The sequence below is a fragment of the Desulfovibrio intestinalis genome, from assembly GCF_014202345.1.
Taxonomy (GTDB): domain Bacteria; phylum Desulfobacterota; class Desulfovibrionia; order Desulfovibrionales; family Desulfovibrionaceae; genus Desulfovibrio; species Desulfovibrio intestinalis.
Window position 1 is genome coordinate 431,945 of the sequence record NZ_JACHGO010000001.1, and the last position, 13,551, is coordinate 445,495.

Sequence of the window (13,551 nt, forward strand, 5' to 3'; positions counted from 1 at the left end):
ATGTTTGCCGTCATAAAAAACACGTTCGCGCATTTGCTGGAAGTGCCCGAGGCCGTATCCCCGGCCCGGTACCGCTCTCTCCGGCGGCTTATGACCATGCTTATGGTGGTGGTGTCTGTAACGCCGCTGCTTTTGCTCTCGGGCATAAGCCATGTGCAGTATACCAGAACTCTGGAACGCGAGATGGAAAGTCCCATCTATGCGTTGGCCCGCAAGTCTCAAGCGGCGCTGGAGCTTTATCTGGGCGAACGTGAATCCACAGTTAGCTTTATCGCCCATGCTTATACTTTTAAGGATCTGGCGGATGAGCGCACTCTCAACAGGGTGTTCCTGTCACTGAGAAGTGAATTTCAGGGCTTTGTGGATATGGGGCTGGTAAATTCCGAGGGCATGCAGATTTCCTACATAGGGCCGTACAAGCTCAAGGGCGTGGACTATGCGGGCAAGCCCTGGCTGCGTGAAACAGAGATCAAGAGCCGTTATCTGAGCAATGTTTTTCTGGGGTACCGCGGCTATCCGCATATGGTCATAGCCGTTCACAGAATGGAAGAAAGCGGCCTTTCGTGGACCTTGCGGGTGGCGGTCGATACTTTGCGCCTGCAACAGGTGCTCTCCGCTGTGGGGCCGGAACAGGATACCGACGTTTTTCTTGTAGACAGAGAGGGAGTCTTGCAGACAGACTCCCACCTTTACGGCAAAGCTCTGGATCCCTGCCCCCTGCCCGTACCTCAGGCTACCGCTGAAACAGTTGTGCGCACCGTGACCGAACCGTCCGGGCGTAAACTTATGGTTGCCTCGTGCGGGCTGGCTGGCACGGATTTTACGCTGCTGGCGGTCAAACCTGTGGCTGATGCCTTCCGTCCCTGGACGGCTTTGCGCACCGAGCTGCTGCTTGTTCTTTGCGGTGGTGTGGCCCTTATCGTTCTGGTGTCGCAACTGCTCATGAAGCAACTCGTCAACAGGCTGCAGGCCAGTGACGAGCGCCGTGTGGCAGTTTTCGCCCAGATGGAGCACAACCAGAAGCTTTCTTCCATTGGCAGACTGGCAGCCGGGGTGGCCCACGAGGTAAACAACCCGTTGGCGGTCATTTATGAAAAAGCTGGCCTGGCGCGTGATCTCATCAACATGGGCAAGGTGTGCGAAGAGAGCAAGGACAAGGAAAGGCTTAATTCGTTGCTGGAAGGCATTGAAAGCACAGTAGAAAGGGCGCGTGGCATTACTCACAGGCTGTTGGGCTTCGCCCGGCGAATGGAGGCCAACAGGCAGAGCCTGCACATTGAAGAAGTCATTACTGAAACGCTGTCTTTTCTTGAGCGTGAAGCCAAAAACAGGGGCGTAAAGTTGGAGATGGATCTGGCCGCCAACCTGCCCGAAATTGTATCAGATCGTGGTCAATTGCAGCAGATTTTTTTGAATATTGTGGGCAACGCTCTGGATGCTGTGACGGGCTGCCCGCTTCCCAGCGACACCAAGGACGGGCAGCAACGCTTTGTGAAAGTGCAATGCGTTCCGGCGGGAGAATGCGCGCTTGAAGTGACCGTGCGCGATAATGGCAAAGGCATGCCTCAGGAAGTGTTGCGACATATCTTTGAGCCGTTCTATTCTACCAAAAAAGATAAGGGCACGGGGCTTGGCATGTTTATCACCTACGGCATTGTGCGCCGGCTTGGCGGTGAAATCTTCGTGGAGAGCGAAGAAGGCCGCGGCAGCACAGTGCGTGTAACCCTGCCCCTGACCCCGCCCGACGGCTCTGTGGAGGTATAGAAATGGCGCTGCGCATACTTCTTGCTGATGACGAAAAAGACTTTGTGGAAACCCTTGCGGAAAGACTTGAATTGCGCGGGCACAGCGTGCGTGTGGTTTTTGACGGCATTGCTGCCCTGAATGCCGCCGCTGAAGATACGCCCGATGTGGTGGTGCTAGATTTGCTTATGCCCGGTCTGCCTGGCGATGAAGTCTTGCGCCGCCTCAAAAATGTTCAGCCCGGTCTGCCCATAATTCTGCTCACTGGGCATGAAGTTGTGGATGACACGGGCTTGTCCCCAGTTTGCCAGGCCTATGCCTGCCTTACCAAGCCATTGAGTTTCAACGTATTTCTTGAAACTTTGGAATCCGCCGTTCGCGAAGGCCGCGCGGCCGAGTCCCGCCAAGGAGGCCGTTCATGAATACCAGTCAATGCACGGCACGCCTCTTGGCCTCGGCAGTACACGACATGCGCAACGTGCTTGCGGTGATTCGCGAGTCTGCCGGGCTTGCGCAAGATCTGGCCGCACTGGCAGACGCTTCTGGCAGTGGAAAAACCGGGGGCAATAGTGATGCAGCCGCCGGGCAGCAAAGGCTTGGGTTAGCACTGACCGAAGTGCAGCGTTCAGTGGGGCAGGGAGCAGCCTTGGCGGAAGCTATGGATTACCTGGCTCAATCTGGCGGTGCGGAAAGCGGCGAGCATGGCGGCCCCTGCGATCTTGTTCGCGTTAACCGCAGTTTTTGCCTGTTGGCAGCGCGGCAGGCCCGCGCGGCCCAGATAAACCTTGTAAGCGGCGAAAGCGCAGAACCTGTTTGGGCGGCGGTGCCCCCAATGGATGTGCTGCGCGCCCTGCTTGAAATTTTCGACCTTTGTGCTTCCGTTGGCGGTCAGGTGCAGCTGCGCTTTACCGCCGGGCGACGGCAGAAGGAAGAAGGCATTGTGGTGGAAGTGCTGGAAGGGGCCAATCGTGAGCTGGCCCTGGCTGCCATGACAGGCAGCCCCATGCTCAGCGGTATGCGCCCCGGCTGGCGGGCAGCGCTCATGCCGTGGCGTGAACAGGGACCGCGCTTCTTTCTTTCACTTTCCGCCTGCGATTCAGATGCAGCATAACCTGCTCCGGCATGTGCCAGGGCCTTCAAGGAGAACTCCATGACCAAGGAAGACATCAAGATCCTGCTGGTGGACGATGAAAAACAATTCGTGGACACGCTGGCCGAGCGTCTTGCCATGCGCGGTTTTGCCGCCAGAGTGGCTTACGACGGGCCTGAAGCACTGCGTGCTGTTGAACATGCCACGGACGTTATCGTGCTCGACCTGCGCATGCCCGGCATGGACGGTTTTGAAGTGCTGCGCAATGTGAAGAAAAGCAATCCGCAGGTGCAGGTCATCATCCTGACCGGGCACGGCGGTGATGCCGAAGAACAGACCGCCTACCGCATGGGCGCTTACAACTTCCTGCGCAAACCTATGGATATTGACGAACTGCTCAGCAGCATCCGTATGGCTTACCGGGACAAGCTGGAAAATGCCATGGTGGCAGTGTCATTGGCTGAAGGCGGCGACTTTGATTCCGCCCGCGATGTGCTGAACGAAAAGGATATCCTGCAAGATCACGAAAAATAGACAAATGGCGGCGGCCTGATAGGGCCGCTCTATGGGAGCGTCCATGCGCGTGTTGATTGTTGACGACGAACTGGCTTTTGCCGGGCCTTTGGCTCAGCGCTTGGGCCTGCGCGGCATGGAAACGCGCACGGCCCACGATGCCAACGAAGCCTTGAATATCTTGCACGCGTGGCCTGCTGAGCTGGTGTTTCTTGACGTGGGCCTGCCCGGCATGGACGGTGTGGCCCTACTCAAGATCATACGCGAAAAGCACCCGCAAACTGACGTGGTCATGCTTTCCGGCGCGGCAGATATGGGGAAGGCCGTGCAGGCCATGCGACGAGGGGCTTTCAACTGGCTCTCCAAGCCTGTGGACATCGAGCAGGTGCTGGAAGAATGCCACAAGGCGCGTGAGCGGGCAGCCGTGCGGCAAGAAGCTGCCCGTCTGGCAGAAGCCGCGCGCTGGCGCAGCCTGGGCCGAGTGGCAGAAGGTGTAGCCCACGAAGTGAACAACCCGCTGAATATCGTGGTGCAGGCTGCAGGTCTTATTCGCGATTGCCTGGAAGAGCCGGAAGCTGAAGCTCTGCCGGATATTGATGAACTGCGCGGGGCCGTTAATACCATACGCACGCAAAGCCTGCGCGTGCGCGAGATTACCCGCAAGCTGCTCATGGTTGGGCATGGGTTGGACGCGCGTACTGGTCCGCTGGACGTAGCGGCGATCGTTGAAGAAGTTATAGATCTGCTGCGGCACAGATCAGAGGCAGCAGGGCTGCATTATCAGGTGGATCTTTCAGGCGCTCGCCTGCCAGAAGGAGAAGCTGCGGCGGATGATCTGGTTGTTGAAGGCGCTTGGCGACCTTGGGGGTCCGCACCAGAGCTGCGGCAGATATTCCTGCATCTATTTGAAAATGCTTTGGATGCCATGCTCGAAGGTGGATTTGTACAGGTGACGGCCAGGGTAAGGCGTGACGGCCAGGGCAGGAGCTGGTACGATATGCTCGTGGCTGACAACGGCCCCGGCATCGCGCCGGACATAATGCCCCATATTTTCGAGCCATTTTTTAGTTCGCGTGCCCTTCAAAGCGGATGCGGCGGTCATGTCCAATACCATGACGGTCACAACGGCAGCACCATGCGCCCCGGTCCTGCCACACAATCCCACATGGGCCGCTATGCGGGTCTCGGTCTTGCCGTGGCCCGTTCGCTGGCGCACGCGCGCGGTGGTGAACTCTCCGCCGCCAATCGCCAGGAAGGCGGGGCAGTATTCTGTCTCAGCCTTCCTCTGGCACAAATGCCCTCAACCACCGGTCAGGTTGTGGGCGACCTTCCCCCGGGCGGCGGCCTTTGATGGCCGCCCCCGGCGGCGTTTTAACGATACGCCAATAAACAAAGATCCCGGCCTTGACCGGGATCTTTGTTTATTATCAGGGATTCAAAATGCTGGCTGATGGGAAGCACAGGGTGGCTAGCTAGCCGCCGAAGTTGTTTTCAAGGCTGTGTCCAGTTGGCAAAAAACCTTATTCAGCACTTTCAGCGAGACTGTTAAGCCATTGTGCCATGCGTGCGGTCTGTTCCAGATGCCACAGCGAGGCGATAAGCGGAGAAAGTGTTCCTCCGTCAGGGTCATACATGGTCGCTGAACCATGCTTGCGCAAGGCTTCCCAGGCAGTGACGGCTTCATGCAGAGACTTGCTTCTTTCTTCCCCCAGCACAGGAGCCAGCGCTACCTGCTTGAAAGCAATAATTTTTTCCAGCCGCCCCAATTCTGTGTTGATGCAGTCCTGCATTTCTGTGGTCACTCCGGCGGCGCTGTCCATGCATATCTGGTATTCAGTGCTGTACAGGCTTTCAGCCTGAACCGGCGAAATATCGTCTTGCTCTTTGTCTTGCGCCGGGTCTGCCTTTACGGCGGCGGTCGTATCACTGGCAGGAGCTTCCTTACCATTAGTGGTAGTGGACTGTCCGGCGGTAGGGGGGGCAGGGTGCGCGTTAGTGCGGTTTTCCGCGCTGACAGCGGGCAAGGCAAAAGCCAGCAGAGCCAGAATGGTAAAAACAGGCAAAGTTACGCGAAAAAACGCCAAACAGTTTCGCAACATCCTGCACTCCTTAGTGGAAATAACAATTATGCCTTCAGTGTACGCGCACGGCCAGAGGGGCGCAAGGGGCTCAAGGGCATAATCTGATTTAATCAGAAGGTTATGTTTTTGCCAGTGCAGTTCTTAGCGGTATTCTCTTCCTGACCAGAGAACTCTGCCGATAACTCTGAACTGGTCGGCTATGTCGCCGCGTAAATCAAGGTTGACGGGGGGATAGGCCGGATTGACGCTGTGCAATATGATTTTGCCGGGCACCTTGTCTATCCGCTTGATATAAATGGCGTCTTCAAAGCCAACCGCATACAGGCGGCCAGGGCTGATTTCCGTCTGTCCTTTGTCCAGCAGCACAAGGTCATTATCAAAAATTTCAGGTACCATGCTGTCCCCGGATACACGCATCAAAACCATGCGCCTGGGGTTGCCTTTGCGGCGTAAAAAATCTCCCCTGAAGGCGTAGCTGTCATCACTGCGTTCGCTGACTTCAAGGCTGCCCGTGCCCGCAGAAAGGCGGGCTTCAGCCAGGGGAACATGAATAAGATCTGTTTCGCAGTCGGCGGGGCTGGTTGGCAGTTCACCGTCTGCCGCTTCAGGAAGACGCATGGGGCCGCTGCCGAAAAACAGCCAGTGGGCGTTTACTCCGGTTTCTGCCGCGCAGGTCTGAATCCAGGCAGGTGGCACTTCTCCACGTTTGCGTGCGCCGCTGACAGATTGCGGTGTGATGCCGAGGGCACGGGCCAGCTCTGCATCGGTTGAGGCGTTCAAAGCCAGCATAAGCCTCTGCAAGGTTGTTTCAAATTCATTTTTATCAGTCATGACTGTCTCACAAACCGCGTCAACCGTGCCTTCAAGCTGGGCATGCCGCGCGGCGGGCTTGGGTCAGCCCACATAAGGCGGGCTGAAAAGTTTTTTGTGGTGGGTACAGCGACTGTCCTGCATGGCTGCAATGCCTGCGAAAACAGATGTATTAGGTTCAGGTTAACAATCTTGTTGGTGGCTGGCAAGGTTTTTATCAACTAAAAGTTTATACGTACTTTTAATTACAATGTTTAAATGGTAAGTGACAGGTTTTAATTGTTATTATTTCACCCGTCTAAGTGCTTTTATATGCTTTTACTTATGACTTCGTTTGCGCTCTATCAGCCGAAGAATCATGTTGGATATAAGAACGCCACCGCAAGCCAGTATGGTATCAAGCAACCGCCAACTCAGTAAAGAAATGTCGCCTCCTGCATTCAGCATGGCTAGATCAATGAGCAGCAGCACGATGAAGGTGATGATGAAGCTGAACAGCATATAATGCCCGGCTTGGGCGTAAGGAATGAAAAGAGCTGCAAGGCCGATGGCAATGGCAAGAGGCAGAGGGGTGGGTATGCTGAAAACAGCAGGAGCCGCCGCTATAACGCCCAGCACTGTACCCAGGGCGCGGTCACGGATGCGGCGTAGTTCGGTTGCGCCGTTACTGTGCATGACAAAAAGCACGGTCAGGCCAACCCACGCGGGGTGGCTGAAGTTCAGGCCCCGCGCAGCCAGGGTACAGACAAGAACCGTCAGCGGCACTGCCATACCGAAGAGGTAGTCATTCATGGCTCCGCTTTTGAACGCCTTGAACTCTTCAAAGGGGCTTGCTCCATCGCCTTGCCCGCTGCCAAACTGGATGCCAAGCACGCTGAGCAGCGCACCAAAGGCCAGACCCGCCATAAAAAGTTCTGCTGCTGCCAAAGAGTTGGCCATACCAAAGTGCGTAAGCAGGGCGGCCGCGGACATGTTTTTGACTACAAGGCTGAGGTAGGCCTGGTCTGGACGGGGCAGAGCCGCAAGCCAACTGAACAGTACCAGAGGAATAAGGGCAAGATTGTTATTGCCTTGGGTCAAAACGCCCACTGAAGCGGCTATGCACACGAGCAGGCCGCCTGCGCCTATGCATAATACGCGTGGCAAAGGGCTATAACGTGGCGCAATGAACAGGGCGAACAGCGCCCCCAGTGCGCCAAGCAAAGCAACTTCCGGTTTATTCCAGACTTGGCTGATAATAATGGGAATGCACATGGCCAGCATGTAAAGAACGCCTCGGACCATGAAGTTACGATGCTGGGAAGAGATGGGCATGCAGGCTCCGGAGAAATATGTAATGGCAGGTTATATCGTTTATTACTGATAATTATTGGTGATATGATACAGTAGCCTGTTATCAAAGGTCAAATACGAACTTGCAAATATAATACAGATAGATAAACTGAAGTAAGAGCTGTATTGGTTGTTTTTATATCCAGCTGTCTTTATATGTCTGCCTTTAATTCAAAATTAAATGTTATTGACATAGCATGTCTGATAAACAATTCTGACCAGAATTTATTTATTTGTACAAATAGCGAAACAAAAAATACACGTCATATTCACATCAAGCAGGTAGTAGATCTGTCGGGTTGGCTTTTTTGACAAACTTACCAATTACTTTTTGTAACGCTCTTAAGGAATAAGATATTCGGGCGATTATCATATTGTGATGATTTGTCTTTAAGAGAATAGCGGACTGCCCCGAACGCAAGAGAAGCTGCCTGAGATTGCCTGCACGGTGAGAGCAGGCAGAGGAGGAACTGCACATGACAATCAAGGCCAGGGTTATATTAGGTTTTTTGCTGACAATCATTGTCATGGCTGGCAGCACCATTCCTTATGTTACCAGTAAAATGCGTGAAAATGCCGAGCAGGCTTACATGGAAGCTTCCCACGAGCAATTGCAGATTATGGGAAGCTATATTGAAGGCTTTATTGGCGAGGCTGAGCGCAATCTTGCAGTTCTGGCAGCTGATGAGGTTCTTATTAATGCAGAAGGGCTTTTTCCCATCTATGTAAACAAAACCAGTGAAACGGCCTACAAGCGCTCTGACCTTGATTCTGAGGCAGCCAAAGCAGCCATGCTCATTGCGCGCGTGGCTGAGGCCAATCCTGCCTATGCGGAAGTTTATGCGGGGTACCCTGACGGCAGTTACGGAACCTCAATGAAGGAAGGCCCGATTCCCGCCGGATTCAACTCTTCCAAGCGGCCCTGGTATGTGGGGCAGATGAATTCCGGCAAACCTATGGGGCTTGCCAACAGCTACCTGTCCATTTCAGGCGAAATGGTGCTGGCTGTTACACACATCCTTCGCAGCGACAAGGGTGCAATCAAGGGCGTGTTGGGGGTGGACGTTTCACTCAACGGGCTTTCAGAAAAATTTACCTCACTGAATTTCGGAAGCACCGGCTATTTCATGCTCATTGAAAATACGGGGCGCATTCTCTGCGATCCAAGAGATAAAGATCTCACGGGCAAGGTTATTGGCACGGAAGTCAAGGATCCCGGGCTGGAGCAGTTGTTCAGCACGCAGGATGGCCTTGTGCTCACCCGCATAAAAGATGTGCCTGTTCGAGCCAACGTGTTTACAACCAGCTTTGGCTGGAAGATTGTGGTTATTCAGGACGAGAGCGAAATTTTTGCCAGCGCCAACGAAGCCATACGTTCTGTGTCAATCATTTACGGCATAGTGACTCTCATCATGCTGGCAGTGGCCTGGTATATCGTGCGGTCCATCAATCGGCCCCTGCACCTCATCGTTGCAGAGGCAGACAAGATTTCTCAGGGCAACCTTGATGTGCATCTGGAACCGCGTGACTTTTACGGAGAATTGGCGGAACTGCGCCATTCGTTGCTCAACATGGTCACCAATCTGCAAAACATGATTACAACCGCGCATCAAAAGAGCAACGAAGCCGAAGAGCAAACCCTGCTGGCCAAGGCTGCCACAGAACAGGCAGAGGCTGCCCGTCAACAGGCTGAAAACGCAAGGCGTGACGGCATGCTGGCCGCAGCAGGGCAGCTGGAAGAAGTGGTGTTGGTCATCTCTTCCGCATCCAATCAGCTTTCGGCCCGTATTGCGCAGTCGGACCATATTTCTGCGGAATCCGCAACGCGCCTCAGTGAGGCCGCCACAGCCATGAACCAGATGAACGCAACCGTGCGCGAAGTTGCTGGCAATGCTTCCGCTGCTTCGTCCATGTCAGATGAAACTAGGGGCAATGCCGAAAACGGAGCGCAGATCGTGCGGCAGGCCCTGGAGAGCATTGACCATGTGCACAGCGTTTCTATGGAGCTCAAGGGTGATATGTCTCAGCTGAATGAGCACGCCCTGGCGATTAACCGCATTATGGGCGTCATTTCTGATATTGCCGACCAGACCAACCTGCTTGCCCTTAACGCCGCCATTGAGGCTGCACGCGCTGGCGATGCTGGACGCGGCTTTGCGGTAGTGGCCGACGAAGTGCGCAAACTGGCTGAAAAGACAATGGCCTCCACTCAGGATGTGGGCAATGCCATCAAGGCCATTCAGGAAAGTACAGCCAAAAGCGTGAGCGGTATGGACAAGGCGCTTACGGAAGTTGAAACCGCCACGGGCTTTGCCCGGCAATCTGGCGAGGCTCTTCGCCAAATTGTCAGCAATGTGGAAACTACAGCAGATCAGGTACGGGCTATCGCCACGGCAAGTGAAGAACAGTCTGCCGCCAGCGAAGAAATCAACCAGTCCATTGTGCAGGTCAACGATATGTCCGGGCAAACCGCCCAGGCCATGAGCGAAGCCGCCCAAGCCGTTACCGAACTTGCGCAGCAGGCCCATCGGTTGAGCGCGCTTATCAGTAATATGAAGAAAGCCTAGGCAATGGTTTTGCGCGCGCCTTTCCAGTTGATTTGCGATGAATTTCAGCGTTATTCCGGTCGAGTATAATAAGACTGTCCCTGCATAAAGGGTTCGTTCTTCAACAATAACGTGTATCTCGTAATTACTTTGCCAGGGCGGCACCAAACATACAAAACCCCCGACGCAGCAACGGCGCCGGGGGTTTTTCTATTGCACAAAAGCATCATATGCACGCATTGGGGTGCGATGCCTGCGGCGCGGGTATGGCAGTTTATTTTTTCAGCCAGGCTTCCACCATTTCCGGGTGCTCCGTCATGAATCTGCGGGCGTTTTTCATCGGGTCTGCACCCTTTTCCTGATTCCAGGCCATGAGCTGCTGCAACTGATCTGCGCCAGTGAAGGCGAACTTGGACAAAAAGGCATGTGCTTCAGGATGGTCTTTTTTCAGATCTTTGCGTCCAACATTATAGATGGCTTCTTCGCTGCCAAGGCTCCCCTTGGGGTCTTCAAGATAGTGCAGGTTCCAGCGGCCAAAAAGCCAGTGGGGCGACCAAGCGGTGATCACAATCCACTTTTTGTTGCGGATAGCCTCGGCCAGACTGGATGTCATGATGGCATCGCTGCCTTCCATCAGTTCCATATTATCTATGCTGTAATCTTTCAGAAGATTTTCGGTAAGACGCATGATGGCCGCGCCGGGATCAATGCCAATAATCTGCCCCTTGAATTTGCCGGCATTGGCTTTCAGCTCTTCCACGGAGCGCAGGGGAACATAATCGGGTACGGCAAGGCCAATCCGTGCGCCATCCGTAAGCTTGCCCAACACTTCCAGCTTATCTTTGTACTTGTCGTACATGTCTTTATTGGTATTGGGCAGCCATGCTGTCACCATAGCATCGGCGTCGCCAGTGGCCAGGCTGGTCCAGAGGATGGGAAGCGTAACTGGCAGCAGCTCCACCTTATAGCCAAGTTTGTCTTCAAGAACGGCTTTGGCCAGATGGCTTGACGCATTGGCGCAGTCCCATTCCACATAGACCAGTTTGAGGTTCTTGTTCTCATTCGTATCCTTGGCTGTTGCGCCAACGGCGAACAGCATCACTATAGCCAGGGCAAGGCCCAGTATGCGAGATTTCATTGGTATTCCTTATAAGAATATTGTTGCAGTATCCGCAGCCGCGTGGTTTTTCGGCCAGAGCATGTTTACCTTGAAACGCTCTGGCGGCGGCATGAGCAGACACCAGCCGTGGAGGCGTACGCGCTATTTATTGCGCGATTAAACGCCGTACCGCGTGTGCTTTAGACTTTGAGAGCATATATGCTCAAAACTACTCAGCGCTAGGCGCATTTGCCTGAACTTCTTTGGGCCAGAGCGCGGAACAGCCGATCAAGGGTGATGGCCACAATGACTATGCCAAGTCCGGCTTCAAATCCCATGCCGATATTAAGGCGCTGAATAGCCTTCCACACTTCGCCGCCCAAGCCGCGTGCGCCAATCATGGCCGCGATGACGGCCATAGAGAGGGCCAGCATGATGGTCTGGTTAACGCCTGCCACAATGGTGGGCATGGCCAGAGGCAACTCCAGTTTGTAGAGGCGCTGCATGCGTGTGGCCCCAAAGGCTTCTGAGCACTCGACAAGGTCCTGCGGCACTTGCTGAATACCCAGGCATGTCAGGCGAATGGCTGGCGGCACTGAAAAGATGACAGTGGCTACCACGGCGCTGACCTTGCCAATACCGAAGAAGGGGATGGCCGGGATAAGGTAGACAAATGCCGGCATGGTTTGCATGACGTCCAGCACAGGCATGACCACCTTGCGCACCGCAGGGTACATTGCAGCCATAATGCCGCAGGGTACGCCAATAAGTACGGAAAGCAGGGTGGCGGAAAGCACCAGTGCAAGAGTGCTGATGGAAGGAACCCAGAGGCCCAGATTCCACAGCAGACCGAACCCCAGAACGACGAACACTGACAGGCCGGGTTTGCGTGTCACCCACCATGCAATACCAGCCAGTAACAGGATGAAAAGCCACGGTGGCGGCAAAAGGAGCATCTGCTCGAAATTGTCCAGCAGGCCCAGCATGAATTCTGATCCGGCGCGGGTAAAGCCGGAAACATGCTCAACCAAAAACTCCACAAGGCTGTCCACATAGCTGGCCAATGGCAATCTAGGCAGCATTTGCGCCTCCCTTACTGTGCTCCACAAGAGAGCCAAGCAACAGGCCGCGAACTATAACGCCCTGAAGGCGTCGGCGTTCATCAACCACAGCCAGGGGATATGGCAGTTCGGCCATAAGGGGCACAATTTCAGTAACCGAGGTGTCGGGGCTGACGGTGACAATGTCTGTGCTGGTGATTTCAGTGAGGTCGGATCGTCCTTCTGTGACCATTTGTTTTGCGTCTGCGGCGTTTATGACGCCAACAAAGCGGCGATGCCTGTCCAGCACGAAAAGCGACGCGATGGAATAGGCCCGCATTTTACGAAGGGCAGCGCGAGGCCCGTCCAGCCCCAGCACCGCGACATCTTCCGAGCGCTTCATGACGCTGGCTGCTGTAAGCACCTGCGATGCGTCTGCCGAGGCCACAAAGCGGGCTACATAATCATTGGCAGGAGCCTGCAGAATGTTTTCAGGGGTGCCAGTCTGAACGACAGTTCCGTCCTGAAGCAGGACGATACGGTCCCCAAGTTTGAAAGCTTCGTTCAGGTCATGTGTAATGAAGACAATGGTCTTCTGTATGTCTTCCTGAAGCGCAAGCAGTTCGTCCTGCATCTCTTGCCTGATAAGAGGGTCAAGAGCGCTGAAAGCTTCGTCCATAAGCAGAACTTCCGGCTCCAGGGCAAGGGCGCGGGCAAGGCCAACACGCTGCTTCATGCCGCCAGAAAGCTGCCCGGGGGAAGAATTTTTCCACTGCGCCAGTCCCACCCGTTCAAGCACTTCTTCACTTTTTTTCAGGCGGTCGGCTTTGGGTATTCCCATAACCTCAAGGCCGAAGGCTGTGTTCTGCAAGACCGTTCTATGGGGAAAGAGCGCAAAGTTCTGAAAGACCATGCCAAAGCAGCGATGTCGCACATGACGCAGCTTTTGATCGTTCATGGTGGTGATGTCTTCGCCGTCCACAAGAATGCGCCCGGTAGTCGGCATGATAAGGCCATTGAGGCAACGCAACAGTGTTGACTTGCCACTGCCGGAAAGGCCCATTATGACAAGCAATTCACTGTCGGTGATGTCTAAAGAGATGTCGAACAGGGCAACTGTGGTGCGGGTTTTGCGCAGAATGTCAGCCCGCGAGACGCCTTTGGCTGCAAGCTCAAGAGCTTGTTTGGGATGTGGACCAAAAACCTTAGAAACGTTTTGGATAGAAATTTTTGCCATATACCCTCCTTCTGCCGGGGCATTTGCATGCCGCGGGTGTAGTCCGTAAACGGACGAGTA

The 13,551-nt window shown here is 54.5% G+C and carries 12 protein-coding genes; 6 read left to right on the forward strand and 6 right to left on the reverse strand.

Annotated features, from left to right (window positions below):
- Genes HNQ38_RS01895 through HNQ38_RS01915 form a run of 5 tightly spaced genes read left to right on the forward strand, consistent with a single transcriptional unit; the run spans window position 1 to window position 4,697 of the window.
- A complete protein-coding gene (locus HNQ38_RS01895) occupies window positions 1-1,764 on the forward strand; it encodes a sensor histidine kinase (RefSeq protein ID WP_183717686.1) in 1,764 nt (587 codons plus the stop codon).
- Between the two features lie 2 nt (window positions 1,765-1,766).
- Window positions 1,767-2,165: a response regulator transcription factor gene (locus HNQ38_RS01900; RefSeq protein WP_183717688.1), complete on the forward strand. Its 399-nt coding sequence runs from the start codon at window positions 1,767-1,769 to the stop codon at window positions 2,163-2,165.
- Window positions 2,162-2,854, forward strand: a complete 693-nt coding sequence (locus HNQ38_RS01905) for a sensor histidine kinase (RefSeq protein ID WP_183717690.1) — start codon at window positions 2,162-2,164, stop codon at window positions 2,852-2,854. The genes HNQ38_RS01900 and HNQ38_RS01905 overlap by 4 nt, the downstream gene beginning before the upstream one ends.
- Window positions 2,855-2,893: 39 nt before the next feature.
- On the forward strand, window positions 2,894-3,367 hold the full coding sequence (locus HNQ38_RS01910; RefSeq protein WP_183717692.1) for a response regulator: 474 nt from the start codon (window positions 2,894-2,896) through the stop codon (window positions 3,365-3,367).
- Window positions 3,368-3,410: 43 nt separating this feature from the next.
- Window positions 3,411-4,697 (forward strand): hybrid sensor histidine kinase/response regulator, encoded by a 1,287-nt coding sequence (locus HNQ38_RS01915; protein ID WP_183717694.1) that lies wholly within the window; start codon window positions 3,411-3,413, stop codon window positions 4,695-4,697.
- Window positions 4,698-4,866: 169 nt separating this feature from the next.
- Here the strand turns inward: HNQ38_RS01915 and HNQ38_RS01920 are convergent, their stop codons facing one another.
- From HNQ38_RS01920 to HNQ38_RS01930, 3 genes are all read right to left on the reverse strand, one after another.
- Window positions 4,867-5,445 (reverse strand): lysozyme inhibitor LprI family protein, encoded by a 579-nt coding sequence (locus HNQ38_RS01920; RefSeq protein ID WP_183717696.1) that lies wholly within the window; start codon window positions 5,443-5,445, stop codon window positions 4,867-4,869.
- A 123-nt stretch (window positions 5,446-5,568) separates the two neighbouring features.
- Window positions 5,569-6,258, reverse strand: coding sequence for a LexA family transcriptional regulator (locus tag HNQ38_RS01925; protein ID WP_183717698.1), 690 nt, complete (start codon window positions 6,256-6,258; stop codon window positions 5,569-5,571).
- Between the two features lie 297 nt (window positions 6,259-6,555).
- The gene (locus HNQ38_RS01930; protein WP_183717700.1) at window positions 6,556-7,551 is read right to left on the reverse strand and encodes an FUSC family protein; all 996 of its coding nucleotides are present in this window, start codon (window positions 7,549-7,551) and stop codon (window positions 6,556-6,558) included.
- Window positions 7,552-8,045: 494 nt separating this feature from the next.
- Here HNQ38_RS01930 and HNQ38_RS01935 point away from each other — a divergent pair, with 494 nt between their 5' ends.
- Entirely contained in the window at window positions 8,046-10,136 is a 2,091-nt protein-coding gene (locus tag HNQ38_RS01935; protein ID WP_183717702.1) for a methyl-accepting chemotaxis protein, read from the forward strand.
- Between the two features lie 253 nt (window positions 10,137-10,389).
- Here HNQ38_RS01935 and HNQ38_RS01940 read toward each other — a convergent pair whose 3' ends face one another.
- The 3 genes from HNQ38_RS01940 to HNQ38_RS01950 form a co-directional block, all read right to left on the reverse strand.
- Window positions 10,390-11,253, reverse strand: a complete 864-nt coding sequence (locus tag HNQ38_RS01940; protein WP_183717704.1) for a glycine betaine ABC transporter substrate-binding protein — start codon at window positions 11,251-11,253, stop codon at window positions 10,390-10,392.
- A 200-nt stretch (window positions 11,254-11,453) separates the two neighbouring features.
- Window positions 11,454-12,296: an ABC transporter permease gene (locus HNQ38_RS01945; protein WP_183717706.1), complete on the reverse strand. Its 843-nt coding sequence runs from the start codon at window positions 12,294-12,296 to the stop codon at window positions 11,454-11,456.
- Window positions 12,286-13,491 carry a quaternary amine ABC transporter ATP-binding protein gene (locus tag HNQ38_RS01950; protein ID WP_183717708.1) on the reverse strand — a complete coding sequence of 402 codons (1,206 nt, stop codon included), beginning with the start codon at window positions 13,489-13,491 and terminating at the stop codon, window positions 12,286-12,288. The genes HNQ38_RS01945 and HNQ38_RS01950 overlap by 11 nt, the downstream gene beginning before the upstream one ends.
- Between the last annotated feature and the right edge of the window lie 60 nt (window positions 13,492-13,551).

Bases quoted from the DNA above. Each gene is read 5' to 3' on its own strand.
- HNQ38_RS01895 (WP_183717686.1), top strand. From the start codon at position 1: ATGTTTGCCGTCATAAAAAACACGTTCGCGCATTTGCTGGAAGTGCCC.
- HNQ38_RS01900 (WP_183717688.1), top strand. From the start codon at position 1,767: ATGGCGCTGCGCATACTTCTTGCTGATGACGAAAAAGACTTTGTGGAA.
- HNQ38_RS01905 (WP_183717690.1), top strand. From the start codon at position 2,162: ATGAATACCAGTCAATGCACGGCACGCCTCTTGGCCTCGGCAGTACAC.
- HNQ38_RS01910 (WP_183717692.1), top strand. From the start codon at position 2,894: ATGACCAAGGAAGACATCAAGATCCTGCTGGTGGACGATGAAAAACAA.
- HNQ38_RS01915 (WP_183717694.1), top strand. From the start codon at position 3,411: ATGCGCGTGTTGATTGTTGACGACGAACTGGCTTTTGCCGGGCCTTTG.
- HNQ38_RS01920 (WP_183717696.1), bottom strand. From the start codon at position 5,445: ATGTTGCGAAACTGTTTGGCGTTTTTTCGCGTAACTTTGCCTGTTTTT.
- HNQ38_RS01925 (WP_183717698.1), bottom strand. From the start codon at position 6,258: ATGACTGATAAAAATGAATTTGAAACAACCTTGCAGAGGCTTATGCTG.
- HNQ38_RS01930 (WP_183717700.1), bottom strand. From the start codon at position 7,551: ATGCCCATCTCTTCCCAGCATCGTAACTTCATGGTCCGAGGCGTTCTT.
- HNQ38_RS01935 (WP_183717702.1), top strand. From the start codon at position 8,046: ATGACAATCAAGGCCAGGGTTATATTAGGTTTTTTGCTGACAATCATT.
- HNQ38_RS01940 (WP_183717704.1), bottom strand. From the start codon at position 11,253: ATGAAATCTCGCATACTGGGCCTTGCCCTGGCTATAGTGATGCTGTTC.
- HNQ38_RS01945 (WP_183717706.1), bottom strand. From the start codon at position 12,296: ATGCTGCCTAGATTGCCATTGGCCAGCTATGTGGACAGCCTTGTGGAG.
- HNQ38_RS01950 (WP_183717708.1), bottom strand. From the start codon at position 13,491: ATGGCAAAAATTTCTATCCAAAACGTTTCTAAGGTTTTTGGTCCACAT.